Source organism: Variovorax rhizosphaerae (genome assembly GCF_037889975.1).
GTDB lineage: Bacteria > Pseudomonadota > Gammaproteobacteria > Burkholderiales > Burkholderiaceae_C > Variovorax > Variovorax rhizosphaerae.
Window position 1 is genome coordinate 175,822 of record NZ_JBBKZT010000003.1, and the last position, 24,588, is coordinate 200,409.

The following is a 24,588-nucleotide window of genomic DNA, read 5'->3' on the forward strand; positions in this document are numbered from 1 at the left end:
TCGGGCTCCTATGATGGAACCATGAGCCTGTTGTTTTCACGCTGCTGCGCCGCGCTTCTGGCGATATTCATCCTGCTGCCGACCCTGGCGCAGGGTGCCAACGCCGACGCGCCAGCCTCGGCAAGCAGCGCTGCCGACGCCAAGGCACCGGAAGTCACCATCGCCGAGCTGCGCGCCAACTTCTCGAAGATCCCGGTCACCGCCGACAACAACGACGACCTTCGCCAGCTGCTGTCGCAGACGAACGTGATCGCCGCACAGGTCGACGAATACCTCAAGCTCCACACGGCACCGCTGGCCGACATGAACGCCCGGCTCGGCGAACTCGGCGCGGCGCCGACTGCGCCCGGCACCACCGAAGACCCGGACATCACGCGCCAGCGCGCGTCGCTGACCAAGGAGCGCAACGCCCTCGACGCCGATGTGCGCCTGGCGCGGTTGCTGGCCATCGACGCGGAACAGCGCGGCAACGACCTCGTCGCCCAGCGGCGCAAATTGTTCCAAGCGCAACTCACGGCACGCGCCCCCTCGCCCTTCGGAGGCCAGTTCTGGTTGAACCTCGGCGATGCATGGCCCGACGACATCTGGCGCCTGCGCGAGTTGGCCCAGGAATGGGGCGAAGGCGCGTCGGTCGCGATGCGGGCCGACAACCGCCCCGCCGTCCTGCTGAGTTGCCTCGCCGCGGTGCTGATGGCCCTGCTCTGCAACTGGCTTGCGGAATGGGGACTGGTACGCATGGCCGCCCGGTTCCTGCCGGCGGGCCGCCTGCGCCGCTCATTGCTCGTGATCGCGATCGTCGGCACCAACGTGTTGCTGGTGGGGCTTGCGGCGCAGTGGCTGCACTCGGTGCTCGATTCGCGCGGCGCCCTCGGGCCCCAGGTGCGCAAGGTCGCGCAGTCCATTGTCGCCGCGGCGATCTTCGTCGCGTTCGTGATCGGGCTGGGCCGCGCCCTGCTGTCGATCCGGCGGCCGTCCTGGCGGCTGCCGCCCATGAGCAACGCAGTGGCCCGGAGTCTCGCCTCCTACCCCTGGCTGATCGCGCTGGTCGGCGTGGTGGTCTGGACGCCCTCCCAGGTCAATGCGGTCGTCGACGCAAGCTTTGCCGCCGTGCTGGCGACCCACGTCGTGACGGCGCTCGTGCTCACGGCGCTGGTCACGATCATCGTGTTCCGGCTCGCTCCCGGCCATGCGCATGCCCAGGCGCCCGCGCCTTCGCCTTCGCCAGCGCCTGCGCCAACGCCCGTGGCACAGGGACCGGACGGCGCCCCCCCCGAAGCCGCGGAGGCCTCCGCGAGCCGCCCGATCTGGGTCGGGCTGCTGCTGGGCGTGGTGATGGTCGTCGTGGTCGCGATCTGGGTGCTCGTTGCCGTTGGCTATGTCGCGATGGCGAGCTTCCTGGCGATGCAACTGGCCTGGGGTGGCATCGTCGCCGCGGCGTTCTACGTGCTGTTCAAGTTTGCGGACGACCTGTTCTCGGCGGTCGTCTCCTCCACCAGCAACTTTGGCCAACGTTTGCAGCGGACGCTGGGCTTGCAGCCCCAGACGCTGGACCAGGCGGCGGTGGTGCTCTCAGGCCTCAGTCGCATCATCCTGTTCTTCTACATGATCGTCGCGCTGGCGGCGCCCCTGGGCAGCGGCCCGGACGAGGTGTTCCGGCGCGGCGGGCAGTTCGGCACGGGCTTCAAGATCGGCGAATTCGTTCTGGAGCCCGGCGCCATCTTCAGCGCGCTCGGCGTCGCGTTCGCCGGCTTCGTCGCGCTGCGGGTGCTGAAGCAATGGCTGGCGCTGCGCTACCTGCCAAGCACCGCGCTCGCGCCCGGCATGCAGAGCTCGATCACCCGCTTGCTGGGCTACGTGGGTGGCATCCTGGTGGTGGCGATTTCGCTGTCGGCGCTGGGCATCGGCGTCAACAAGATCGCCTGGGTCGCCAGTGCGTTGTCGGTGGGCATCGGTTTCGGCCTGCAGGCGATCGTTCAGAACTTCATCTCGGGACTGATCCTGCTGGCCGAGCGGCCGGTGAAGGTGGGAGACTGGGTCGTGCTGGGCACGACCGAAGGCGACGTGCGGCGCATCAACGTGCGCGCCACGGAGATCCAGCTGGGGGACCGATCGACACTGATCGTCCCCAACTCGGAATTCATCACCAAGTCCGTGCGCAACATGACCCTCTCCAATGCCGAGGGCCGCGTGCTGATCCGCTTGCCGATGCCGCTGTCGACCGACGCCAAGAAAGTGCGCGCCCTGATGCTGGCCGCCTGCAACAAGCACACGGAGGTGTTGCCGACGCCCGCGCCATCGCTCACGCTGGAAGGCGTGGAAGGCGGCGCGCTGATCTTCCAGGCGATTGCATTCGTCTCGAGCCCCCGGGTCGCGGGCGGCGTGCGCAGCGACCTGCTCTTCGAGATCCTGGATGCCTTGCGCGAGGAGAACCTGCCGCTTTCGGTGCCGACGATGGTGGTCGCCACCGAAGCCCGGCCATCGGTGGCCACGCCTTCGGAGAACCCGCTGGCGCCCTTGCCGTCATGAAGCTCCAGAAGGCGGGAAGATTTCGTCGCGAGGGCGCCATCCAGGAGTGCGGTTCGCAGAGCGGAACCGTACTCCGGCAGGGTCACAGGAAGTAAATGCAGAGGCTGACAATTGCGCGGAGCGCTTGTCATGCCGGAGCCAACACCGCAGGCCGGCGACCGGCGACCGTGGCAGAAACTTCTCAGCGCCGCCAGCCCTGCGCCAGGAGCCATTGGCCGGTGCCGCAAACGACCACCAGCGCCGCATAGGTCACCATCATCCCGTCGCGCCCGAAGTACGCGAGTCCGCCGCCGAGCACGCCGATCCCGGCGAGCAGATTGAGCAAGAACTGCATCCAGAGCGCGGGCGCCTCGGCTGATTTCGGCACCAGGAAACGCGACAGCAGCGCCAGCACGCCTGCCACGAACAAGGCCGGCGCGACAAAGTTCAGCAGATGATTCAGCAGGTCGAGCGCGGACATTCGGGCTGTGGATGAAGGAATTGGCGACGGCGCCGCCCAAGCGGTCGCCGTAAATTTTATAATCGGCGGATGTCTGTCTGGGCCCTTGGGTTGAACCACACGACCGCGCCACTCGACCTGCGCGGTCGTTTTGCGTTCGCGCTCGACCAGATCGCCCCCACCTTGCACAGCCTGCGCAGCTCCTTCGGCAGCCACCGGCACCCGCAGGTCGAAGCGGCCATCATCTCCACCTGCAACCGCACCGAGATCTATTGCGCGTCCGAGCACATGGCGCTGGATCACACCGTCGGCTGGCTGGCCGAAAGCGGCGGCGTGGCGCCCGCCCTGCTGCGCTCGCATGCCTACACGCTGCATGACGACGCAGCCGCGCGCCACGCGTTCCGCGTGGCCAGCGGCCTCGATTCGATGGTCATCGGCGAGGCTCAGATCCTCGGGCAGATGAAGGACGCCGTGCGCGCCGCCGAAACCGCCGGCGCCCTCGGCACCACGCTCAACCAGTTGTTCCAGCGTTCCTTCGCCGTCGCCAAGGAAGTCCGTACGGCAACCGAGATCGGCGCGCATTCCATCAGCATGGCAGCCGCGTCGGTGCGGCTTGCCTCCCAGTTGTTCGAAGACCTGGCCAAGACCCGCGTGCTGTTCGTCGGCGCTGGCGAGATGATCGACTTGGCCGCGACGCACTTCGCCGCGCGCCGCCCCAAATCCATCGTCGTTGCCAACCGCACGCTGGAGCGCGGCGAGAAGCTGGCGACCCGCTTCGGCGGCGAAGCGATGCGCCTGGCCGAACTGCCGAGCCGCCTGGCCGAGTTCGACATCGTCGTCAGTTGCACGTCGAGCACGCTGCCCTTGATCGGCCTCGGTGCCGTGGAGCGCGCGCTCAAGCAGCGCAAGCACCGCCCGATGTTCATGGTCGACCTGGCGGTTCCGCGCGACATCGAGCCTGAAGTCCAGAAGCTCGAGGACATCTATCTCTACACCGTGGACGACCTCGCGCAGGTCGTTCAACAAGGCCAGGCCAGCCGGCAGGCGGCCGTGGCCCAGGCCGAAGTCATCATCGACGCGGGCGTGCAGAGCTTCATGCACTGGCTGGCCCAGCGCGGCACGGTGCCGCTGATCCAGCAACTCAATGCCCAGGCCGACGAATGGCGCACGCTCGAACTTGCGCGCGCCCGCAAGTTGCTGGCCAAGGGCGAGGACATCGATACGGTGCTGGAGGCCTTGTCGCGCGGGCTGACGCAAAAGATGCTGCATGGCGCTATGGCCGAACTGCACGCAGGCGACAACGCCGCACGCGATCAGACGGCGCAAACCCTGTCGCGCCTGTTCCTGCGCAAAGAGCGTTAGCGACGCTTCGCTCGCACGCGTCCGCCGTCCTGATTGCGGACAGCCGAACGCAGAAGTCCGCAAATGGACCCCCAAGATATTTCTCTGCATCCTTTTGCGACTTCTGCGAAACCCTTCCCCCTCTGCGTTCGGTTCCCGTTCCCGCTCCCGCTACCGAATTCTCCGACCCGATGAAAACCTTCCTCCGCCAGCAACTCGACCGCTACGCCCAGCGCCTCGAAGAACTCGACTTCCTGCTCTCGCGCGAAGACATCATGGCCGACATGGCCCAGTACCGCGTGCTGTCGAAGGAGCATGCCCAGGTCACGCAGATCGCCGGGCGCTACCTGCGCTTCAAGCAGCGCGAGGCCGAACTGGCCGGCGCGCGCGAGATGCTGGACGACCCCGACATGGCCGAGATGGCGCAGGAAGAAATCACCTCCGCCGAGGATGAATTGCAGAAGCTCGAAGACGAGTTGCAACGCCTGCTGCTGCCCAAGGACCCGGACGACTCCCGCAATGCCTTCGTCGAAATCCGCGCCGGCACCGGCGGCGACGAATCGGCCCTGTTCGCCGGCGACCTGCTGCGCATGTACACGCGCTACTGCGAGCGCGCCGGCTGGCGATGCGAGATCGTCAGCGACTCGCCCAGCGAACTCGGCGGCTTCAAGGAAGTCGTGATCCGCGTGATCGGCGACGACGTGTTCGGCAAGCTGCGTTTCGAATCGGGCGGCCACCGCGTGCAGCGCGTGCCGGCCACCGAGACGCAAGGGCGCATCCACACGAGCGCCTGCACCGTCGCCGTGCTGGCCGAGCCCGACGAAGCCGTGGCGGTACAGATCAATCCCGCCGACCTGCGCATCGACACCTACCGCGCCAGCGGCGCCGGCGGCCAGCACATCAACAAGACCGACTCGGCCGTGCGCATCACGCACATCCCGACGGGCATCGTGGCCGAGTGCCAGGACGACCGCTCGCAGCACCGCAACAAGGCCAAGGCGCTGCAGGTGCTGTCCGCCCGCATCCAGGAAAAGGACCGCAGCGAACGCGCCGCCAAGGATGCCGCCGAGCGCAAGGGCCTGATCGGCACCGGCGACCGCTCCGACCGCATCCGCACCTACAACTTCCCGCAAGGCCGGCTCACCGACCATCGCATCAACCTCACGCTCTACAAGCTGCTGATGATCATGGAAGGCGACCTTGGCGAAGTGCTCGCCGCCTTGCAAGCCGCGCGCGAAGCCGAGCAACTGGCGGAGCTGGAATCCTCCGCCCTGCCGGCCTGATGCCGATGACGATCCTCAACGCGCTGCGTGCCGCGGCAACGCTCGGCGTCGACCGGCTGGACGCGCAGTTGCTGCTGCTGCATGCCCTGGGCCGCCCGGTGCATGAGCGCGCATGGCTGCTCTCGCATGACACCGACCCGCTGCCGCCCGCTGCATGGCCATCGTTCGAGGCCCTCTGCGCCCGTCGCGCCGCCGGCGAGCCAGCCGCATACCTGCTCGGCGCGAAGGAGTTCCACGGCCTCGCGCTGCAGGTCGATGCGCGTGTGCTGGTCCCCCGACCGGACACGGAGACCCTGGTCGATTGGGCCTTGTCGCTGATGCCGGCCGCGACCGCACCACGCGTGCTCGATCTCGGCACCGGCAGCGGCGCCATCGCCCTGGCGCTGCAGCACGCGTGCCCCGATGCGAAGGTCGATGCGGTCGATGCCAGCGCCGACGCATTGGAAGTTGCACGCGCCAACGCCACGCGCCTCGGCCTGCCGGTACGATTCACCCAAGCCGACTGGCTGGCCGGCGCGGACACGAACTACGACCTCATCGTCTCCAACCCGCCCTACATCGCCGCCGACGACGCCCACCTCGCCGCCCTGAAGCACGAACCCCTGAGCGCACTCGCCTCCGGCCCCGACGGCCTCGACGACATCCGCCAGATCGTCCGGCAGGCCCCCGCCCACCTCGCCGACGGCGGCTGGCTCCTGCTCGAACACGGCTTCGACCAGGCCCCCGCCGTCCGCGCCCTGCTCACCGAACGCGGCTTCGCCAACGCACAAAGCCGCGACGACCTTGCCGGCATCGCACGCTGCTCCGGCGCGATCTGGCGCACGGTGAAATAATCCGCCCCAACCCACCTATCCAAGGAGCCTGCCCATGAGCGACGCCCAGCAACGCATCGACGACCTCGTCAAGACCAACGACATCCTGCTCTTCATGAAGGGCAATGCCAGCTTCCCCATGTGCGGCTTCTCCGGCCGCGCCATCCAGATCCTCAAGGCCGTCGGCGTCGACACCAAGTCGCTCAAGACCGTCAACGTGCTGGAAGACGACGGCATCCGCCAGGGCATCAAGGAATACAGCCAATGGCCGACCATTCCGCAGCTCTACGTCAAGGGCGAGTTCATCGGCGGCTCGGACATCATGATGGAAATGTACGAATCGGGCGAACTGCAGCAGGTCATCAACGCCACGGCTTGATCAAGGCGGCCGGGCATGAGCCACGACCACGCCGATCATTCGCACGACAACAGCGTGGAACCCGCCTGGAAGCACGACGGCGTTCGCGTCATCCCTAGCAACCAGCTCGACGGCAACACCGCCCAGACGCCGGGCATGGACCGCAAGGCCGCCATCAACTTCGCCCGCGTCGGCGCGCAGAAGCTCTGGGCCGGCACCGTCACAATCCATGCGAACGCCAAGACCGGCGCCCATCACCACGGCCACCTCGAATCGGTGATCTACGTGGTGAGCGGCAAGGCCCGCATGCGATGGGGCGAGCGCCTCGAATTCACCGCCGAAGCCGGCCCTGGCGATTTCATCTACGTACCGCCTTACGTGCCGCACCAGGAAATCAACGCCAGCGAAACCGAGGCCCTGCACTGCGTGCTGTGCCGCAGCGACGGCCAGGCCGTGGCCATCAACCTCGACATCGAGCCCGTCGAGAAACCCGACACCGTGCTCTGGGTCGACCCCACGCACCCGCACGGCGGCGTGTAGGAGAAACGCGCGGCCTCCATCCGACTGTGGAGGGTCTGTCGCAAATAACCAAAAACGAGAAACTTTAGACAGACACCGACTTCAGGCACGGCTTATGCTGCTGTATCGAAGTGTTCGAAACCGGAGGTGTCTCATGGATTCCCGCAGTCTCGTCCCCGCTTCCCCCGCATTCCAGCTGCCGGTGGCCAACCTGCGCAGCGTGTTCCAGACGCACGACGTCGAGCGCAAGCTCGCCAAGCTGCCCGATCGGGACCACGAAAACCTCCGCACCACCTACGAGCGCATGCTCGAACGCGGGCCGGAGCGCTTCCAGGTCAAGCCCAGCGGCGTGCCCGAGATGGCAGCCCTTTACGCGCAATTGCCCAACTTCACCGAAGTCCTCGACGACGTACGCCGACATGTGGCCCTCGCGCAGGACAGCCGTGACGGGCTCGAAGTCACCCCCATGCTCCTGCTCGGCCCGCCGGGCATCGGCAAGACCCACTTCGCGAAGAAGCTGGCCGAATTGCTCGGCACCGGCATGTCCCTGGTGCCGATGAATTCGATGACCGCGGGCTGGCTGCTGTCGGGCTCGTCCTCGCAATGGAAGGGCGCCAAGCCCGGCAAGGTGTTCGAGACGCTGGTTGACGGTCAATATGCCAACCCGGTCATGGTCGTCGACGAGATCGACAAGGCCGGTGCCGACGCGCAATACGACCCGCTCGGCGCCCTCTACAACCTGCTCGAGCACGACACCGCCCACAGCTTCATCGACGAGTTCGCCGAGATCCCCATCGACGCCAGCCAGGTCATCTGGATCACCACCGCCAACGACGAGCGCAACATCCCCGAGCCGATCCTCAACCGCATGAACGTGTTCGAGATCGATGTCCCCACGCCCGAGGCCTCCCGCCAGATCGCGCGCAGCCTCTACGCATCGATCCGTGGCGAACACGATTGGGGCCGACTGCTCAACCCCGAGCCCGCCGACGACGTCATCGACCACCTCGCCACCCTGGCGCCCCGCGAAATGCGCCGAGCGCTGATGACCGGCTTCGGCAACGCACGTCTGGCGCACCGCGATGAAGTGCGGGTCGACGACCTGCCGCGCGCATCCGCGAACAAGAGCCGCATGGGATTCGTCCAATAGCCGGGGAGGTTATGGGCAAGTCCCGCGGGCGCCCACGCCTCGGCTCGGTATAGGACGCACAGTCCCACCCGCAGCCCTGGCCCGCCTTGGCCGAAGCCATGGCGAGGCGTTGCGACGCCGCAGATCCCCCCGAACCGGGGATGCACGCTCGGAGGAGGACTTGTTCAGAGCGCCCCCCAGGTCATGGCACCATCGACGGTCTGCCGAGATCGTGCCATGTCCCTGACCCAAAGCCTCATCCTCATCGCCCTCCTCATCGCGGCGAGTGCTTTCTTCTCACTCGCCGAGATTTCCCTCGCCGCGTCACGCCGATTGCGCCTGCGCCAGATGGCCGACGAAGGCGATGCGCGCGCCGACCGCGTGCTGCGCGTGCAGGAACAGCCCGGCCATTACTTCACCGTCGTGCAGATCGGCCTCAACGCCGTCGCGATCCTCGGCGGCGTCGTGGGCGAAGGTGCCTTCTCTCCCACGTTCGTGCAATTCTTCGAGCAATGGACCAGCCCCGAAGCGGCTGCGCGCTGGGCCTTCGCATGTTCCTTCGTCGTGGTGATCTCGCTGTTCCTGGTGTTCGCCGACCTGTTCCCCAAGCGCCTGGGAATGGCCGACCCCGAGCGCCTGGCCGTGCGCATGGTGGGACCGATGAACGTGCTCATCACCACCTTCAAGCCGCTGGTGTGGCTCTTCACGCGCAGCACCGACGGCCTGTTCAAGCTTCTCGGTATGCCGCTGCAGCGCGACGAGAAGATCACTTCCGCCGACATCCTCGCCATGACCGAGGCCGGCGCCCGCGCCGGCGTGCTGGCCGTGCGCGAGCAGCAGGTGATCGCCAACGTGTTCGAACTCGACACGCGCCTCGTCAGCAGCGTCATGACCTCGCGCGACCGCATCGCCTGGTTCCAGAAGGACGACCCGGAGTCCGTGCTGCGCGCTCGCATCGTGGCCGAGCCCTTCTCGGCCTACCCGGTCTGCGATGGCGACATCGACCATGTGCTCGGCTACGTCGATGCCAAGGACATGTTCCAGCGCGTGCTGAGCGGCCAGCCTCTCGCGCTCGACCAGGGCGTGCCGCTGCACAAGGCGCTGGTGGTGCCCGACCGCCTCTCGCTCACCGAGGTGCTGGAGCAGTTCCAGCAGGCGCACGAGGACTTCGCGGTCATCGTCAACGAATACAGCCTGGTGGTCGGCGTCATCACCCTCAACGACGTGATGAGCACCGTGATGGGCGACCTGGTCAGCGGACTGGACGAAGAGCCACAGATCATCCGCCGCGACGACAACTCCTGGCTCATCGATGGCGTCACGCCGATCCAGGACGTGCTGCGCGCACTCGACATCGAGGCACTCCCCCATCCCGATGAATACGAGACGATGGCCGGCTTCCTGATGGTGATGCTGCGCCGCGTTCCACGCCGCACCGACCGCGTCGTGGCGGGCGGCTACACCTTCGAAGTGATGGACGTGGACAGCTACCGCATCGACCAGGTGATGGTGACGCGCGGCACCGCCTCAATCAACTGACGGGCGATCGACAAACTTCCAGTTCCGCTGGTTGGCAAACACGGCGTTCGGATACGGCGCCTTGCCCCGGCTGCCGTTGTAGCGGCCCAGCGCCAGGAATAGGTCGCCGTTCTCCAGGCCCAGGTAATGGCGCAGGATGACGCAGCCGAAGCGCAGGTTGGTCTGCATGCGAAACAACTGTCCCGCGTCGCCGTCGCCGATCACGCGGGTCCAGAACGGCATCACCTGCATCAGCCCGCGCGCGCCCGCACTGGACACGGCGAACTTGCGGAAGTTGCTTTCCACCTGGATCAGCCCCAGCACCAGGCTCACGTCCAATGCCGAACGGCGGGTTTCGTACCAGACCGTTTGCAGGAATTCGATGCGCGGCTGCGGCTCCGGCACTTTCTTCTTCAGCCGCTCGCTCATCTCGCCCAGCCATCGCAGATAAGCCAGCCGCGATGCGGTGTCGTTGAATTCCGGAATCGGCGGCGCGGCGCTGTGTATGGACGCCGACAAGGCATTGCGCACCGCGTCGATCATCGGCTCCTCGAGCTGCGCCCCGGCCAGCGCCGCACGGGGCAGCGTCATCGACAGCGCACCGGCTGCCGCGGCGCCCAGACATGAACGCCGCGAAACCATCACCGATGGACCTCCGGCGACAAGTGCACTAGATCACCTACGCGCTGCGCGCTGCGATGCGAGCCCCTTCCGAGCGGCCGGGCGACATCCTTGCACGCCCACGCTCGGCACTTCGTGTCCTCGCTGCCCCCCAAGGGGGAACGAGCTTGCTTGGGGCGGCCCGGCGCTGCACTCATGCCGCGAGTCGGGCCCGGATATGGGCCGCGGCCTCCGCCGCCGGCACCTTGGTCGCCGCCGTGTCGCGGCGATGCTGGTACTCGTACTGGCCTTCCTTGATCCCGCGGTCGGACACCACGATCCGATGCGGCACGCCAATCAGTTCCCAGTCGGCGAACATCGCACCCGGCCGCTCGCCGCGGTCGTCCAGCAGCACGTCCACGCCAGCCCCGCGAAGGTCTTCGTAGAGCGCTTCCGCGGCGACCTTGACGTCTGCGCTGCGGTCCATGCCGATCGGGCAGACAACCACGGTGAAAGGCGCGATCGCATCGGGCCAGATGATCCCGCGCTCGTCATGGTTCTGTTCGATCGCCGCTGCTGGCAGCCGTGTGATGCCGATCCCGTAGCAGCCCATCTCCAGGAACTGCGGCTTGCCGCCTTCGTCGAGGAAGGTCGCGTTCATGTCCCGGCTGTACTTGGTGCCCAGCACGAATACATGGCCCACCTCGATGCCGCGCTCAATGGCCAGTTGGCCCTTGCCGTCCGGCGACGGGTCACCAGCGACCACGTTGCGCAGATCAGCGATCACGTCCGGCTCGGGCAGGTCGCGGCCCCAGTTCACGCCGGTCATGTGGAAGTCAACCTCATTGGCACCCGTGATCCAGTCGGCCATCACGGCCACTTCACGGTCTGCGATCAGCCTGACGGGCTTCTTCATGTTCAGCGGTCCGAGGTAGCCGGGCTTGCAGCCGAAATGCTCCTCGATTTCGCCGATGGACGCAAAGCGGAAGCCCGCGTCCAGGCCAGGGACCTTGCTGACCTTGATCTCGTTCATGTCGTGGTCGCCGCGCAGCAACAGCAGCCAGACCTGCGCACCCACGATATTGCCCTTGGCATCGAGCTTGTCGGTCGCAAGCACCAGCGACTTGACGGTCGTGGCCAGGGGCACGCCGAGCAGCACTGCCACGTCCTCACACGTAGCCTTGCCCGGTGTCGGCGTTTTCGCCAATGCGTTGGAAGCCGCAGGGCGCGGTCCGGCCGGCGCCATCGCCTCGGCCTTCTCCATGTTGGCCGCGTAGTCGCTGTCCGGACAGTAGACGATCGCGTCCTCGCCGGTGGCAGCGATCACCTGGAACTCTTCGCTCATGTCCCCGCCGATGGCGCCGCTGTCAGCCGCGACCGCACGGTAGGTCAGCCCGAAGCGATCGAAGATCCGGCGATAGGCTTGCGCCATGTTCTGGTAGCTCGCCTTGGCGGCCGTCAGGTCACGGTCGAAGCTGTAGGCGTCCTTCATCGTGAACTCGCGGCCGCGCATCAGCCCGAAGCGAGGACGGCGCTCGTCACGGAACTTGGTCTGGATCTGGTAGAAGTTGCGCGGCAACTGCTTGTAGCTGCGGATCTCCTGGCGCGCGATGTCGGTCACGACCTCTTCGCTGGTCGGCTGCACCACATAGTCGCGCTCATGGCGGTCCTTGATGCGCAGGAGTTCGGGGCCCATCTTGTCGAAGCGGCCGCTCTCCTGCCAGAGCTCGGCCGGTTGCACCACCGGCATGGTCAGCTCGACGGCCCCTGCACGGTCCATCTCCTCGCGCACGATCGCCTCGACCTTGCGGATCACGCGCAAGCCCATCGGCATGTAGGTGTAGATCCCCGCGCCGAGCTTCTTGATCATGCCGGCGCGCATCATGAGGCGATGGCTCGCCACCTCGGCGTCGGTCGGTGCTTCCTTGAGGGTGGAGACAAAAAAACGGGATGCTTTCATCTTGCGCGGCTGGGTCAGTGAGGAGGTGTGCAGGCCCCGGGGCCTTCGAACCGGTCCGCTTGCCGTGCGTAACACGGCGTGCATAATCGACTCAGTTCATAGAAATTTGGGGTTTGATTATGCTCGACCGGGACGGCTTCAGGCCCAACGTCGGCATCATCCTGCTCAACCAGAGAAACCAGGTTTTTTGGGGCAAGCGCATACGCACCCACTCCTGGCAGTTCCCGCAAGGCGGCATTGATCGGGGCGAAAGCCCCGAGCAAGCCATGTTCCGCGAGCTGCATGAGGAAGTGGGCCTTCATCCGGAGCATGTGCGCATCGTGGCCCGTACCCGCGACTGGTTGCGCTACGAGGTGCCGGATCGGTTCATCCGCCGTGACGCACGCGGTCACTACAAAGGCCAGAAACAGATCTGGTACTTGCTGCAATTGACAGGGCACGACTGGGATCTCAACCTTCGGGCGACGGATCATCCGGAGTTCGATGCCTGGCGCTGGCACGACTACTGGGTGCCGCTCGATGTCGTTGTCGAGTTCAAGCGCGGCGTGTATGAAATGGCCCTGACAGAGCTGGCGCGCTACCTGCCGCGCCAGGATTTCCGCAACCGCTTCTTGCGCAGCAACGTGCGAGGGCGGGAATTCGATCGACATCCGTTCGATGCCGGCGCACCCGTCGGCATGGATCTGCCGCCGGGCGGCACATTCGATCCGAACCCCAATCTATCTTCCGCGAGCGATGAGTCTTCCTCTCCCCACAACGCGCCTTTCGTGCCGACGCAGCGCTGAGCTTGCGCTAGCCCTCGCGGCCTGCTGTTTCCTTGCCGCATGCGCGTCTTCCAGCGGACGCAGCCGGGACAACCCGGACTGGGCCCAGGCCGGATCGCCCCCGCCACCGACGGTGACGGCCAGCGACGGCGAATGGAAGGAAACCGACGCGCCGCCGCCCCCCGCGTTCGCCGAGAGCCGAGCGATCCCCATCGAGATGCCCGACCGCACGCTCCTCAAGTTCAGCATCGATCCGGCGACCATCGCGATCACCAGCGATGGCGTGGTCCGGTACGTGGTGCTCGCCAGCCGCGAAGGCGGCGCATCCAGTGCGTATTACGAGGGTGTTCGCTGTTCCACCGACGAGGTCAAGACCTACGCGCGCTTCAATGACGGCAAGTGGGATGGCGCCAAGAACCCCGAGTGGAAACCCTATCGGCACATCAGGTCCGGCTATGTGGCGCGGCTGACCTACCAGGGCCTGTGCCGCGGCCACGCGCCACAGGTGTCGGTGAGAGAGACCGTGGAGCTTCTTCGCAGGCCCGTGCGCGAGGTCCAGTAGAAGACGCTGCCTGCCCTCGAAGTCGATGGAGCTTCGATGGAGCTTTGACATCTCGATTTGATGCCCCGCGCGGGGCCGGACCGGGCCCAGCCCCAGGGGCTCAGTTCGACGCCGGCGCCGGCATCAGCACCATGTTGTCCCGGTGCACCATCTCCGGCTCGGCCACGTAACCGAGCATTTGCTCGATCTGGCCGGACGGCTTGCGACACAGCAGCCGCGCCTCGGCACTTGAATAGTTGGCCAGCCCACGCGCCAGTTCCGCGCCCGCCGGGTCGCGCACCGCGATCACGTCCCCGCGCGAGAAATCACCCTCGACCGCCGTCATGCCGATCGGCAACAGGCTCTTGCCCTCGGCCCGGACCTTGGCCGCCGCACCGTTGTCCACCGTCACGGCCCCGCGCATCTGCAGGTGATCGGCCATCCAGCGCTTGCGCGCCTGGTGCTTGGCCGTCTGCGCCACCAGCAGCGTGCCGATGGCTTCGCCAGCCGCCAGACGCAGCAAGGCGTCTTGCTCGCGGCCCCAGGCGATCACTGTCGAGGCGCCAGAACCCGCAGCGCGCTTGGCCGCCAGGATCTTCGTGATCATGCCGCCGCGCCCCAGGCTGGAACCTGCACCGCCCGCCATTGCCTCCAGCGCCGGATCCCCGGCCACGGCCTCGTGCACGAAGGTGGCCGAGGGATCCTTGCGAGGGTCCGCCGTGTACAGCCCCTTCTGGTCGGTCAGGATGACAAGCGCATCCGCCTCGACCAGGTTGGCAACCAGCGCGCCCAGCGTGTCGTTGTCGCCGAACTTGATCTCGTCGTTGACCACCGTGTCGTTCTCGTTGATGACGGGTACCACGCCGTGCGCGAGCAGCGTCACCAGGGTCGAGCGCGCATTGAGGTAGCGCTCGCGGTCCGCCAGGTCGGCGTGGGTCAACAAGACCTGCGCGCTGCCCAGGTTGTTTTCGCGCAGCTTGGTCTCGTACATCTGGGCAAGGCCCATCTGACCGACGGCGGCTGCCGCCTGCAGTTCATGCACCTCATGCGGCCGTGTGCGCCAGCCGAGGCGCTTCATACCCTCCGCGATCGCACCGCTGGACACCATGACGACTTCGCGCCCATCGCGCACCAGCGCCGCGAGTTGGCGACACCACTCGCCGATCGCTGCTTCGTCGAGGCCACGGCCTTCGTTGGTGACCAGGCTGGAGCCGACCTTGACCACGATGCGGCGCGCATCATGGAGGGCGGTGGAACGGGGGCGTTGGGTCATGTCAGTCGGGAGCGAGCGTGAATCGGGTGAAAAACGCTATCGTTCGATAGCAAGGAAGGCTCGGGCGGACGCGGTTTGGCAGCGGTTTTTGACTCGATGTGGGCTCGCCATCTCGACTTCATTCCCTCAGGGGGCGGGCCGATCGGGGCCCGGCCCCGAGGGCTCGGATGCAAAGCGCGGATCGACTTCCACCGGCGCCTGTTCGGCCACCTGCTCAGCTTTCACATGCTTGTAGATCGCCTTGATCAGAGGCTCGCAACCCTCACGCGTCAGCGCCGAAATCTCGAATACCGGCCCCTTGAAACGCAGCCGCTTGACGAAGTCCTTCACGAGCGCGGCACGCTCATCCAACGGAACCATGTCGAGCTTGTTGAGCACGAGCCAGCGCGGCTTCTGATGCAACGCCGCATCATATTTCTTCAGCTCGCCGACGATCGCCTTGGCCTGGGCCACGGGGTCGATGCTGTCGTCGAACGGCGCCATGTCGATCACGTGCAGCAGCAGCCGGGTGCGCTGCAGGTGCCGAAGGAACAAGTGGCCGAGACCCGCGCCTTCGGAGGCGCCTTCGATCAGGCCGGGCAAGTCCGCGACCACGAAGCTTTGCTCCGGGCCGACGCGGACCACGCCCAAGTTGGGGTGCAACGTCGTGAAAGGGTAGTCGGCGATACGCGGCCGCGCATTCGAGATGGCGCTGATCAGTGTCGACTTCCCAGCATTCGGCATGCCGAGCAAACCGACATCCGCCAGCACCTTGAGCTCGAGCTTCAGGCTCTTCTTCTCGCCAGGCCAGCCGGGTGTCTTTTGCCGTGGCGCGCGGTTGATCGCACTCTTGAAGCGCATGTTGCCGAAGCCGCCGTCGCCGCCCTTGGCGATGGTAATGGGTTCACCCGGCACCAGCAGTTCGTAAAGCACCTCGCCGGTCTCCGCGTCGGTGATGATCGTGCCAACCGGCATCTTCAGCGTGATGTCGTCGCCCGCCGCGCCGAACATGTCGGAGCCCATGCCGTGCTGGCCGCGCTTGGCATCGTGCCGGCGCGAATAGCGGAAGTCGACCAGCGTGTTGAGATTGGGATCGGCCACCGCGAAGACGTGGCCGCCACGACCGCCGTCGCCGCCGTTCGGGCCGCCGAACTCCTTGTACTTCTCATGGCGGAACGACACGCAGCCGTTGCCGCCATCGCCGGCGGCGATGTCGATGAAGGCTTCGTCAACGAACTTCATGGGATGTGCAGTCTATAGAGAGGCGCCCGGTCCGGGCGGAAAACGAAAAAGCCCCGACGAGCGGGGCTTCGAAGCGGGTCGAAGTGACCTGGGCTTAAGCCGCAGGGGTCACGTTGACCGTGTGCTTGTTCAGGGCACCCTTGTGACCGAACGACACGTGGCCGTCGACCAGGGCGAACAAGGTGTGGTCCTTGCCCACGCCGACGTTGACGCCGGGGTGGAACTGCGTGCCACGTTGGCGAACGATGATCGAGCCTGCGCTGATCAGTTCGCCGCCGAACGTCTTCACGCCGAGCATCTTGGGCTTGGAGTCGCGCCCGTTTCGCGTTGAGCCGCCGCCTTTTTTCTGTGCCATTTCAGCTCCTTAACCGGCGATCGCGCCGATTTGCAGCTCGGTGAACTGCTGGCGATGGCCTTGACGTTTCTGATAGTGCTTGCGACGGCGCATCTTGAAGATGTGCACCTTGTCGTGCTTGCCGTGCGACAGCACCGTGGCTGTCACCGTTGCGCCGGACACCAGGGGCGCGCCGATCTTGATGTCCGAGCCGTTGCCGACTGCGAGAACCTGATCGATCACGATTTCCTGGCCTACGTCCGCAGCAATCTGTTCTACTTTAATTTTTTCGCCGGAAGCAACGCGATACTGCTTGCCACCGGTTTTTATGACCGCGTACATGTAATGACCTTTTTAACCCCGTGAAGGGTGGATGGCTCCGCGGACGAATTTCCGCAGAGCCCAAGATTATAGCCCGGAATTGTCAGCCAACGCTAACCAGCTTTTGCGAGGCAGCGGAGACGGGTGAGGCGCTCCCTATAATCCCGGCCAACCCGGCCGCACAGGCCGCCCTCAGAAATCACCCTCCTCCCGGCGCCTGGCGCTCTCGCTTTGTCAGTCACCTCTGCTGCTTCTTCCACCAACGCCGTACTTGCCCTGATCGCCGAAGACATGGCCGAGGTCGACCGTGTGATTGCCACGCGACTCGACACCGGCGTGCCGCTGGTCAGCGAGGTTTCGCGCTACATCATCTCGGCGGGCGGCAAGCGGCTGCGCCCAGCGCTGCTTTTATTGATGAGCGGCGCACTCGGCTACCGTGGGTCGCAGCGTTTCAACCTCGCCGCCGTGGTCGAGTTCATCCATACCGCGACGCTATTGCATGACGACGTGGTGGACGAGTCGACGCTGCGCCGCGGCCGCGCCACGGCCAACGAATCGTTCGGCAATCCAGCGAGCGTGCTGGTTGGCGACTTCCTCTATTCGCGTGCGTTCCAGATGATGCTGGACGCCGACAACATGCGGGTGATGCAGATCCTGGCCGAAGCGACCAACGTGATCGCCGAAGGCGAAGTGCTGCAATTGATGAACATGCACGACGCCACGCTCGACGAGGCAGCTTACCTGCGCGTGATCCGCTCGAAGACAGCCAAGCTGTTCGAAGCCAGCACCCGCCTGGCCGCAGTTCTCGCCGGCAGCACGCCTGCTGTCGAGGAGGCATGCTCCACCTTCGGGCAGGCGTTGGGCACCGCATTCCAGGTGATCGACGATGTGCTCGACTATGCCGGTGACGCCAGCGAAACCGGCAAGAACCTGGGCGATGACTTGCGCGAAGGCAAGGCCACGCTGCCGCTCATCCTGGCCATGCAGCGCGCGACACCGGAAGGCAGCACCCTCATCCGGAATGCGATCGAGGCTGGCGACACGGAAAAGCTGCCCGCCATCGTGGCGATCGTGCGCGCCACTGGCGCCCTGGACGCCACTCGCGCCGCGGCGGCGGCCGAGGCGCAACGGGCGATCGACGCCTTGCGCGACCTGCCTTCGAATCCGTACTCGCAAGGTTTGCTACAATTGGCGGCTCAGTTGCTTGAGCGTCGCACCTAAGTTACCAAAAAAGTCTTACGCGGGTCGTTTCTCTGTTTTTCGCAACAATCGGGGTGTAGCTTAGCCTGGTAGAGCGCTACGTTCGGGACGTAGAGGCCGGAGGTTCGAATCCTCTCACCCCGACCAGCCACATGTGGCTGTGAATTGCCAAATGCTTCTCGGACTGTTGCCACTGTTGCACGGCTGCGATTTACAGCATAGGGTCGATCAGCGATGATCGTGAATCAATTTTTCACGTTTTTTACATCCGTTGAATGGCCGCAGCCGATCCCCTTGCCAAAGAACACTCGCCCATCGCGCTGCCAGGACTCGCGCGTGCGTTGATTTCGGCTGGCAAGCTGGCGGCGCGGACGGCTGAAGAGATCTATCAGAAGTCGCAATCGAGCCGGACGAGCTTCATCGCCGAACTGACGGGTACCGGCGCGGTTTCGGCGGCGGACTTGGCCCACACGCTCTCCAACGCATTCGGCGCACCTCTGCTGGACCTCGACGCGATCGACCAGCAACGACTCCCGAAGGATCTTCTCGACCCCAAGCTCTGCCAGGCCTACCGCATCGTGGTTCTGAGCAAGCGGAGCAATCGTCTCATCGTCGCCACGGCCGACCCGTCGGACCAGCAGGCGGCGGAAAAGATCAAGTTCGCCTCGCAGATGGGCGTCGACTGGGTCATCGCCGAGTACGACAAGCTCTCGCGCATGGTCGAGGCCGCCGCGGTCAGCGCCGCGGAGACCATCGACAACATCGTCGGCGCCGAATTCGAGTTCGACGATGCGGCCACCGAGGCCGCCGACACCGAGCAAGCCGTCGCCGAAGTCGAAGACGCGCCTGTCGTGCGCTTCCTGCACAAGATGCTGCTCGACGCCTTCAGCATGCGGGCCTCGGACATCCACTTCGAGCCCTACGAGACCCAGTACCGCGTGCGCTTCCGGATCGATGGCGAACTGCGCGAGATCGCAACCCCGCCCATCGTCATCAAGGACAAGCTGGCCTCGCGCATCAAGGTGATTTCTCGATTGGACATCTCCGAGAAACGCGTTCCGCAAGATGGCCGGATGAAGCTGAAGATCGGCCCCGACCGCGTGATCGACTTCCGGGTGAGCACCTTGCCCACGCTGTTCGGCGAGAAGATCGTGATCCGTATCCTTGACCCGAGCAGCGCCCGCCTCGGCGTCGATGCGCTGGGTTACGACGCCGACGAAAAGGAACGCCTGCTGGCGGCGATCGCCCGACCGTATGGCATGGTGCTGGTGACCGGCCCGACCGGCTCCGGCAAGACGGTTTCGCTCTACACCTGCCTGAACCTGCTGAACAAGCCGGGCGTGAACATCGCGACCGCGGAAGACCCGTCGGAAATTCACCTGCAGGGCGTCAACCAGGTCAATGTGAACGAGAAGGCCGGGCTGACCTTCGCCACGGCACTGCGCGCGTTCCTGCGTCAGGATCCGGACATCATCATGGTTGGCGAAATCCGCGACCTGGAAACAGCCGATATCTCGATCAAGGCTGCGCAAACGGGCCATCTGGTGCTGTCCACGCTCCACACCAACGACGCGCCGACCACCTTGACGCGGATGCGCAACATGGGCATCGCGCCCTTCAACATCGCGTCCAGCGTGATCCTGATCACCGCGCAACGTCTGGCCCGCCGCCTGTGCACGGTGTGCCGTGAGCCGCATGACGTGCCACGCAAGGCGCTGATCGATGCCGGCTTCAAGGATCGGGAGATCGACGGCACCTGGAAGCCGTACCGACCCGTCGGCTGTTCCGCCTGCAACGGCGGCTACAAGGGCCGCGTCGGCATCTATCAGGTGATGCCGATCAGCGAACCGATCCAGGAAATCATCCTGCGCGACGGCAGTGCCCTGGACATTGCCAGGCAGGCCGAATCCGAGGGTGTGCGCTCATTGCGCCAGTCGGGGCTCAAGAAGGTGATCCAGGGGCTGACATCGCTTGAAGAAGTGGTGGCGGTCACCAACGAGTAACGCGGCGCACGAGGATCGAATGGCAACTGCAACATCCGTCAGGAACATCAAGGAAACGATCTTCGAATGGGAGGGCCGGGACCGCAATGGCAAGCAGGTGCGCGGGGAGATGCGCGCATCGGGCGAGAACCAGGTGCAGGCCTCGCTGCGGCGCCAGGGCGTGCTGGCCACCAAGATCAAGAGGCGCAAGTTGCGCGCCGGCAAGAGCATCAAGCCGAAGGACATCGCGATCTTCACGCGCCAGCTCGCGACCATGATGAAGGCCGGCGTGCCACTGCTGCAGGCCTTTGACATCGTCGGCCGGGGCAATGCGAATCCGAGCGTGGGCAAGCTGCTCAACGACGTCCGCGGCGATGTCGAGACGGGCACCTCCCTGTCCGCGGCCTTCCGCAAGTTTCCGAAGTACTTCGACAACCTGTACTGCAACCTCGTCGAAGCGGGTGAGACGGCCGGTATCCTGGAAGAACTGCTGGACCGCCTGGCCACCTACATGGAAAAGACCGAGGCGATCAAGTCCAAGATCAAGTCGGCGCTGATGTACCCGACCTCGGTGATCGTGGTGGCCTTCGTGGTGGTCGCGGTCATCATGATCTTCGTGATCCCGGCCTTCAAGCAGGTGTTCAGTTCCTTCGGCGCCGACCTGCCCGCGCCGACCCTGATCGTGATGGCGATCAGCGAATTCTTCGTGAGCTACTGGTGGCTGATGCTCGGCGTGATCGGTGGCGGCCTCTACTTCTTCATGCAGGCCTGGAAGCGCAATGAGCGGGTGCAGAAGTTCATGGACCGCCTGTTGTTGAAGATGCCGATCTTCGGCACGCTGATCGACAAGTCGTGCATCGCGCGCTGGACGCGTACGCTGGCGACCATGTTCGCGGCCGGCGTACCGCTGGTCGAGGCGCTCGACTCGGTGGGCGGGGCGTCGGGCAACTCGGTGTATGCCGATGCCACGGTCAAGATCCAGCAGGAAGTGTCGACAGGCACCAGCCTGACCGCGGCGATGACCAATGCCAACATCTTCCCGTCGATGGTGCTGCAGATGACCGCCATCGGCGAGGAGTCGGGCTCGATCGACCACATGCTCGGCAAGGCCGCGGACTTCTATGAATCGGAAGTGGACGACATGGTGGCCGGGCTTTCGAGCCTGATGGAGCCGATCATCATCGTGATCCTCGGCGTCATCATCGGCGGCATCGTGGTGTCGATGTACCTGCCCATCTTCAAGCTCGGCCAGGTCGTCTGATGTGGATGTCAGCGGGGGCGGAGGCCGCGGTGGCGGCCGGCCTGCTCGGGCTGTTGATCGGCAGCTTTCTCAACGTGGTGGTCTACCGCAAGCCGGCGATGATGTATCGCGACTGGCTGACGGATTCGCTGGCCGCCCTCACGCCATCGACCGGCCAGCCGAGCTTGTGGACGCTGGTGTTCGGCGCCAAGTCGACCACGCCGCCTGCGCTGGAAGCCGCTGCCACGCCGGCGCTGGCACAGGTCGAGGCCCTGGCGCCGCTGAACCTCTTGAAGCCGCGCTCCAGTTGCCGCGCATGCGGCCACGCGATCCGCTGGTACGAGAACATTCCGGTGTTCAGCTACCTCGCATTGCGCGGCAAGTGCTCGGCCTGCAACGCAGGCATCGGCTTGCGCTATCCACTGGTCGAATTGGCCGTCGCAGCCCTGTTCGCGCTGGTGGGGTGGCGCTTCGGCATCAGCCTCGTGGGCGGCCTGTGGGCCGCGTTCATCGCGCTGCTGGTCTGCCAGTTCCTGATCGACCTCGACACGCAATATCTGCCTGACGAACCCACCTACGCCTTGCTGTGGCTCGGGCTGATCGGTGCGGCACTGGGCTGGACCGGGGTCACGCTCCACTCGGCCGTCTGGGCCGCCTTTGCGGGCTACCTGTTCTTTTGGTCCATTGCCTGCCTTTTCCACTGGTTGCGCGGCAAGGATGGCATGGGGCACGGCGACTTCAAGTTGCTGGCGGCGCTCGGTGCGTGGCTCGGCGCCGACTACCTGCTGGCGATCGTGCTCGTGTCCTCGATGGTGGGCATCGTCCTCTGGGTCGTGCTCCGGCTCGCTGGCAAGGTGGCGCACAGGGATATTCCCATTTCCTTCGGGCCCTGCCTGGCCGGCACGGGCATCGTGTGCTTCGTCCTCGGGCCGCACGCGGTGCGCATGCTGGCGCCGTTCGCGTTTCCCATTCCTCCACTCTGAGGGACGGCGACATGCGACGCATCGGCCTGACGGGCGGAATCGGTAGCGGCAAGAGTACCGTCGCCGGCATGCTGGTGCAGCGCGGCGCCGCGCTCATCGACACGGATGCGATCGCCCGTTCGCTCACCTTGCCGGGCGGCCGTGCGATGGCACCCATCGCGGCGCAGTTCGGCCCGGATGTGGTCCAAGCCGATGGCGCACTGAACCGGGATCGAATGCGCCAGATCGTGTTCCAGGATGCGTCGGCCAAGCGCCGGCTGGAGGGCATCCTGCACCCGCTGATCGGCTTGGCCTGCGACCATCAGGCTGCGCAGGCGGAAGGACACGATGTCGTCGTGTTCGATGTGCCGCTGCTGGTGGAATCGGGCCGCTGGCGGGCGCGTGTGGACCGCGTGCTGGTGGTCGATGCCACCGAAGCCACGCAATCAGGTCGGGTGATGGTGCGTTCCGGATGGTCGGCCGAAGCGGTGCAAGCGGTGATCGTGCAGCAGGCCAGCCGCGAAGCCCGGCGCGCTGCGGCCGATGCAGTGATCTTCAACGAAGGCCTGAGCCTCGCGCAACTCGACGCTGAAGTTGACGCGCTTTGGCAGCAGTGGGTGGGCGCCTACGCGCCATAATTGCGCTCTCGCCGGCGTCGCTCCGGTCAGCTGCTGCAACAACGCGATGTGCCTCCGGGCTCACCGGGCAACGCCACACGATCGATGCTTTTCAACTCCTACGCGTTCATCTTTGCCTATTTCCCGATCGTGCTGATCGGGTTCTTCCTGATCGGCAAATACAACATCCGGGCCGCTGCCGGCTTTCTGGCCCTGGCGTCGTTGTTCTTCTACGGCTGGTGGAGCGTGAAGGCGATGCCCCTGCTGCTGCTGTCGATCTGCTTCAACTACTGGGCGGGCCTGCGGCTCACGCCCCAGCCGGGCAGATCCGACAAGCAGCGCAAGCGCATGCTGGTGCTGGCGCTGACGATCAACCTGGTGGTCCTGGCCATCTTCAAGTACGCGAACTTCTTCATTGCGAACGTCGACAGCGCATTGGTCGCGGGCGGCTTCACGCCAATCGAGATGCTGCACATCGCATTGCCGATCGGCATTTCGTTCTACACGTTCACGCAGATCGCCTTCCTGGTCGACTGCTGGCAGGGCAAGGTGCAGGAGCGAAGCTTCGTGCACTACGCGCTGTTCGTGACCTACTTTCCGCACCTGATCGCAGGGCCGGTGCTGCATCACGCGCAGATGATGCCGCAGTTTGCCAATCGCTCGACCTACCGCGTCGACCTGGACAAGGTAGCGCTGGGCCTGGCGATCTTCACCTTCGGCCTGGCCAAGAAACTGCTCATCGGCGACAAGATGGGCCAGTACGCGGACATGGTGTTCAACGGGGTGCACGGCGGCGTCATGCCCACGCTCTACACGGCGTGGTTCGGCGTGCTCGCATACACGATGCAGATCTACTTCGACTTCTCGGGCTACTCCGACATGGCGGTGGGCCTGTCGCTGTGCCTCGGCGTGCGGCTCCCGCTCAATTTCAACTCGCCCTACAAGTCGACCAACATCATCGAATTCTGGCGGCGCTGGCACATCTCCTTGTCGACCTTCCTGCGCGACTACCTCTATGTGCCGCTGGGCGGCAACCGCAAGGGACCGGCACGACGCTACATCAACCTGTTCCTGACGATGCTGCTGGGCGGCTTGTGGCACGGGGCGGCCTGGACCTTCGTGATCTGGGGCGCCCTGCACGGCGCCTTCCTGATGGTCAACCACCTGTGGAATGCCAAGGTACGACGCAATGCCCCGCCGGGCCGCATTGCCAAGGTGCTGGGCTGGCTGCTCACCTTCATCTGCGTGATGGTCGCCTGGGTGGTGTTCCGCGCGGAAAGCATGACGGCGGCCATCGAGATCTACAAGGGCATGCTCGGCATGCATGGCGCGCCGCACGGTGCCTTCAACGAATTCGCCATTCCCTACCGCAAGCCGGAATTCTTCCAGACGCTGCTGGTGGCGCTGGTGATCTGCCTTGCGCTACCCCCGACCATCACGCTGGAGCGCTGGGTGCCGCAGCCGATCTTCCTGGCGACGCGTCCGCGGGCAGGCTTGATCGCAACCTTCACGATAGCGCTGCTGACCGTGACGGTGCTGGGCTTCTGCGTATCGCAACTCGGCTCGTACAGCCCGTTCCTCTATTTCCAGTTCTAGGAAGATGACCGCCACCTGGATCGCGCCGACGGCGCGTACTGCATTCGGGCCA

At 65.4% G+C, this 24,588-nt stretch carries 23 protein-coding genes and 1 tRNA gene; 17 read left to right on the forward strand and 7 right to left on the reverse strand.

The window, feature by feature from the left end; translation table 11 throughout:
* Nucleotides 1-21: 21 nt before the first annotated feature.
* Entirely contained in the window at nucleotides 22-2,526 is a 2,505-nt protein-coding gene (locus tag WKW82_RS07405) for a DUF3772 domain-containing protein (protein WP_340341628.1), read from the forward strand.
* A gap of 181 nt (nucleotides 2,527-2,707) precedes the next feature.
* On the opposite strand, the gene WKW82_RS07410 is transcribed toward WKW82_RS07405, so the two are convergent.
* Nucleotides 2,708-2,986, reverse strand: coding sequence for a hypothetical protein (locus WKW82_RS07410; RefSeq protein WP_340341629.1), 279 nt, complete (start codon nucleotides 2,984-2,986; stop codon nucleotides 2,708-2,710).
* A gap of 69 nt (nucleotides 2,987-3,055) precedes the next feature.
* On the opposite strand from WKW82_RS07410, the gene hemA reads away from it, so the two are divergent.
* The 7 genes from hemA (at nucleotide 3,056) to paeA (ending at nucleotide 9,946) form a co-directional block, all read left to right on the forward strand.
* A complete protein-coding gene (gene hemA, locus WKW82_RS07415; RefSeq protein ID WP_340341630.1) occupies nucleotides 3,056-4,327 on the forward strand; it encodes a glutamyl-tRNA reductase in 1,272 nt (423 codons plus the stop codon).
* Between the two features lie 170 nt (nucleotides 4,328-4,497).
* The gene (gene prfA, locus WKW82_RS07420) at nucleotides 4,498-5,589 is read left to right on the forward strand and encodes a peptide chain release factor 1 (RefSeq protein WP_340341631.1); all 1,092 of its coding nucleotides are present in this window, start codon (nucleotides 4,498-4,500) and stop codon (nucleotides 5,587-5,589) included.
* Nucleotides 5,589-6,422, forward strand: coding sequence for a peptide chain release factor N(5)-glutamine methyltransferase (gene prmC, locus WKW82_RS07425; RefSeq protein WP_340341632.1), 834 nt, complete (start codon nucleotides 5,589-5,591; stop codon nucleotides 6,420-6,422). Before prfA ends, prmC begins: the two co-directional genes overlap by 1 nt.
* 34 nt (nucleotides 6,423-6,456) lie before the next feature.
* The gene (gene grxD, locus WKW82_RS07430; protein ID WP_340341633.1) at nucleotides 6,457-6,780 is read left to right on the forward strand and encodes a Grx4 family monothiol glutaredoxin; all 324 of its coding nucleotides are present in this window, start codon (nucleotides 6,457-6,459) and stop codon (nucleotides 6,778-6,780) included.
* 15 nt (nucleotides 6,781-6,795) lie between these two features.
* Nucleotides 6,796-7,299, forward strand: coding sequence for a cupin domain-containing protein (locus tag WKW82_RS07435; RefSeq protein WP_340341634.1), 504 nt, complete (start codon nucleotides 6,796-6,798; stop codon nucleotides 7,297-7,299).
* A 133-nt stretch (nucleotides 7,300-7,432) separates the two neighbouring features.
* Complete coding sequence (locus WKW82_RS07440; protein ID WP_340341635.1) at nucleotides 7,433-8,428, forward strand: AAA family ATPase; 996 nt, start codon at nucleotides 7,433-7,435, stop codon at nucleotides 8,426-8,428.
* A gap of 216 nt (nucleotides 8,429-8,644) precedes the next feature.
* Nucleotides 8,645-9,946, forward strand: a complete 1,302-nt coding sequence (gene paeA, locus WKW82_RS07445; protein ID WP_340341636.1) for a polyamine export protein PaeA — start codon at nucleotides 8,645-8,647, stop codon at nucleotides 9,944-9,946.
* On the opposite strand, the gene WKW82_RS07450 is transcribed toward paeA, so the two are convergent.
* Nucleotides 9,935-10,567 carry a lytic transglycosylase domain-containing protein gene (locus WKW82_RS07450; RefSeq protein WP_422823444.1) on the reverse strand — a complete coding sequence of 211 codons (633 nt, stop codon included), beginning with the start codon at nucleotides 10,565-10,567 and terminating at the stop codon, nucleotides 9,935-9,937. The two genes, paeA and WKW82_RS07450, sit on opposite strands and share 12 nt — an antisense overlap.
* Nucleotides 10,568-10,739: 172 nt before the next feature.
* The gene (locus tag WKW82_RS07455) at nucleotides 10,740-12,485 is read right to left on the reverse strand and encodes a proline--tRNA ligase (protein WP_340341638.1); all 1,746 of its coding nucleotides are present in this window, start codon (nucleotides 12,483-12,485) and stop codon (nucleotides 10,740-10,742) included.
* Between the two features lie 119 nt (nucleotides 12,486-12,604).
* On the opposite strand from WKW82_RS07455, the gene WKW82_RS07460 reads away from it, so the two are divergent.
* Together WKW82_RS07460 and WKW82_RS07465 are read left to right on the forward strand one after the other, a co-directional pair.
* Nucleotides 12,605-13,270, forward strand: coding sequence for an RNA pyrophosphohydrolase (locus WKW82_RS07460; protein ID WP_340341976.1), 666 nt, complete (start codon nucleotides 12,605-12,607; stop codon nucleotides 13,268-13,270).
* Nucleotides 13,271-13,382: 112 nt separating this feature from the next.
* Nucleotides 13,383-13,811, forward strand: a complete 429-nt coding sequence (locus WKW82_RS07465) for a CNP1-like family protein (RefSeq protein WP_340341639.1) — start codon at nucleotides 13,383-13,385, stop codon at nucleotides 13,809-13,811.
* Nucleotides 13,812-13,911: 100 nt separating this feature from the next.
* On the opposite strand, the gene proB is transcribed toward WKW82_RS07465, so the two are convergent.
* The 4 genes from proB to rplU form a co-directional block, all read right to left on the reverse strand.
* Entirely contained in the window at nucleotides 13,912-15,063 is a 1,152-nt protein-coding gene (gene proB, locus WKW82_RS07470) for a glutamate 5-kinase (RefSeq protein ID WP_340341640.1), read from the reverse strand.
* Between the two features lie 126 nt (nucleotides 15,064-15,189).
* Nucleotides 15,190-16,284, reverse strand: coding sequence for an Obg family GTPase CgtA (gene cgtA / locus WKW82_RS07475; protein ID WP_340341641.1), 1,095 nt, complete (start codon nucleotides 16,282-16,284; stop codon nucleotides 15,190-15,192).
* A gap of 94 nt (nucleotides 16,285-16,378) precedes the next feature.
* Nucleotides 16,379-16,639 carry a 50S ribosomal protein L27 gene (rpmA, locus tag WKW82_RS07480; protein WP_340341642.1) on the reverse strand — a complete coding sequence of 87 codons (261 nt, stop codon included), beginning with the start codon at nucleotides 16,637-16,639 and terminating at the stop codon, nucleotides 16,379-16,381.
* A 9-nt stretch (nucleotides 16,640-16,648) separates the two neighbouring features.
* Complete coding sequence (gene rplU, locus WKW82_RS07485) at nucleotides 16,649-16,960, reverse strand: 50S ribosomal protein L21 (protein WP_213953195.1); 312 nt, start codon at nucleotides 16,958-16,960, stop codon at nucleotides 16,649-16,651.
* A gap of 270 nt (nucleotides 16,961-17,230) precedes the next feature.
* On the opposite strand from rplU, the gene WKW82_RS07490 reads away from it, so the two are divergent.
* The 7 genes from WKW82_RS07490 (at nucleotide 17,231) to WKW82_RS07520 (ending at nucleotide 24,536) form a co-directional block, all read left to right on the forward strand.
* On the forward strand, nucleotides 17,231-18,160 hold the full coding sequence (locus WKW82_RS07490; protein ID WP_340341977.1) for a polyprenyl synthetase family protein: 930 nt from the start codon (nucleotides 17,231-17,233) through the stop codon (nucleotides 18,158-18,160).
* A 49-nt stretch (nucleotides 18,161-18,209) separates the two neighbouring features.
* Nucleotides 18,210-18,286: transfer RNA gene (locus WKW82_RS07495), tRNA-Pro, on the forward strand.
* Between the two features lie 128 nt (nucleotides 18,287-18,414).
* Nucleotides 18,415-20,142 carry a type IV-A pilus assembly ATPase PilB gene (pilB, locus tag WKW82_RS07500; protein WP_340341643.1) on the forward strand — a complete coding sequence of 576 codons (1,728 nt, stop codon included), beginning with the start codon at nucleotides 18,415-18,417 and terminating at the stop codon, nucleotides 20,140-20,142.
* A 19-nt stretch (nucleotides 20,143-20,161) separates the two neighbouring features.
* Nucleotides 20,162-21,382: a type II secretion system F family protein gene (locus WKW82_RS07505; RefSeq protein WP_340341644.1), complete on the forward strand. Its 1,221-nt coding sequence runs from the start codon at nucleotides 20,162-20,164 to the stop codon at nucleotides 21,380-21,382.
* Nucleotides 21,382-22,344 (forward strand): prepilin peptidase, encoded by a 963-nt coding sequence (locus tag WKW82_RS07510; protein ID WP_340341645.1) that lies wholly within the window; start codon nucleotides 21,382-21,384, stop codon nucleotides 22,342-22,344. Before WKW82_RS07505 ends, WKW82_RS07510 begins: the two co-directional genes overlap by 1 nt.
* An 11-nt stretch (nucleotides 22,345-22,355) precedes the next feature.
* Nucleotides 22,356-22,961 (forward strand): dephospho-CoA kinase, encoded by a 606-nt coding sequence (gene coaE / locus WKW82_RS07515; protein WP_340341646.1) that lies wholly within the window; start codon nucleotides 22,356-22,358, stop codon nucleotides 22,959-22,961.
* An 84-nt stretch (nucleotides 22,962-23,045) separates the two neighbouring features.
* The gene (locus WKW82_RS07520; RefSeq protein WP_340341647.1) at nucleotides 23,046-24,536 is read left to right on the forward strand and encodes an MBOAT family O-acyltransferase; all 1,491 of its coding nucleotides are present in this window, start codon (nucleotides 23,046-23,048) and stop codon (nucleotides 24,534-24,536) included.
* Nucleotides 24,537-24,588: the final 52 nt, after the last annotated feature.

Bases quoted from the DNA above. Each gene is read 5' to 3' on its own strand.
- WKW82_RS07405 (WP_340341628.1), top strand. From the start codon at position 22: ATGAGCCTGTTGTTTTCACGCTGCTGCGCCGCGCTTCTGGCGATATTC.
- WKW82_RS07410 (WP_340341629.1), bottom strand. From the start codon at position 2,986: ATGTCCGCGCTCGACCTGCTGAATCATCTGCTGAACTTTGTCGCGCCG.
- hemA (WP_340341630.1), top strand. From the start codon at position 3,056: ATGTCTGTCTGGGCCCTTGGGTTGAACCACACGACCGCGCCACTCGAC.
- prfA (WP_340341631.1), top strand. From the start codon at position 4,498: ATGAAAACCTTCCTCCGCCAGCAACTCGACCGCTACGCCCAGCGCCTC.
- prmC (WP_340341632.1), top strand. From the start codon at position 5,589: ATGCCGATGACGATCCTCAACGCGCTGCGTGCCGCGGCAACGCTCGGC.
- grxD (WP_340341633.1), top strand. From the start codon at position 6,457: ATGAGCGACGCCCAGCAACGCATCGACGACCTCGTCAAGACCAACGAC.
- WKW82_RS07435 (WP_340341634.1), top strand. From the start codon at position 6,796: ATGAGCCACGACCACGCCGATCATTCGCACGACAACAGCGTGGAACCC.
- WKW82_RS07440 (WP_340341635.1), top strand. From the start codon at position 7,433: ATGGATTCCCGCAGTCTCGTCCCCGCTTCCCCCGCATTCCAGCTGCCG.
- paeA (WP_340341636.1), top strand. From the start codon at position 8,645: ATGTCCCTGACCCAAAGCCTCATCCTCATCGCCCTCCTCATCGCGGCG.
- WKW82_RS07450 (WP_422823444.1), bottom strand. From the start codon at position 10,567: ATGGTTTCGCGGCGTTCATGTCTGGGCGCCGCGGCAGCCGGTGCGCTG.
- WKW82_RS07455 (WP_340341638.1), bottom strand. From the start codon at position 12,485: ATGAAAGCATCCCGTTTTTTTGTCTCCACCCTCAAGGAAGCACCGACC.
- WKW82_RS07460 (WP_340341976.1), top strand. From the start codon at position 12,605: ATGCTCGACCGGGACGGCTTCAGGCCCAACGTCGGCATCATCCTGCTC.
- proB (WP_340341640.1), bottom strand. From the start codon at position 15,063: ATGACCCAACGCCCCCGTTCCACCGCCCTCCATGATGCGCGCCGCATC.
- cgtA (WP_340341641.1), bottom strand. From the start codon at position 16,284: ATGAAGTTCGTTGACGAAGCCTTCATCGACATCGCCGCCGGCGATGGC.
- rpmA (WP_340341642.1), bottom strand. From the start codon at position 16,639: ATGGCACAGAAAAAAGGCGGCGGCTCAACGCGAAACGGGCGCGACTCC.
- rplU (WP_213953195.1), bottom strand. From the start codon at position 16,960: ATGTACGCGGTCATAAAAACCGGTGGCAAGCAGTATCGCGTTGCTTCC.
- WKW82_RS07490 (WP_340341977.1), top strand. From the start codon at position 17,231: ATGGCCGAGGTCGACCGTGTGATTGCCACGCGACTCGACACCGGCGTG.
- pilB (WP_340341643.1), top strand. From the start codon at position 18,415: ATGGCCGCAGCCGATCCCCTTGCCAAAGAACACTCGCCCATCGCGCTG.
- WKW82_RS07505 (WP_340341644.1), top strand. From the start codon at position 20,162: ATGGCAACTGCAACATCCGTCAGGAACATCAAGGAAACGATCTTCGAA.
- WKW82_RS07510 (WP_340341645.1), top strand. From the start codon at position 21,382: ATGTGGATGTCAGCGGGGGCGGAGGCCGCGGTGGCGGCCGGCCTGCTC.
- coaE (WP_340341646.1), top strand. From the start codon at position 22,356: ATGCGACGCATCGGCCTGACGGGCGGAATCGGTAGCGGCAAGAGTACC.
- WKW82_RS07520 (WP_340341647.1), top strand. From the start codon at position 23,046: ATGCTTTTCAACTCCTACGCGTTCATCTTTGCCTATTTCCCGATCGTG.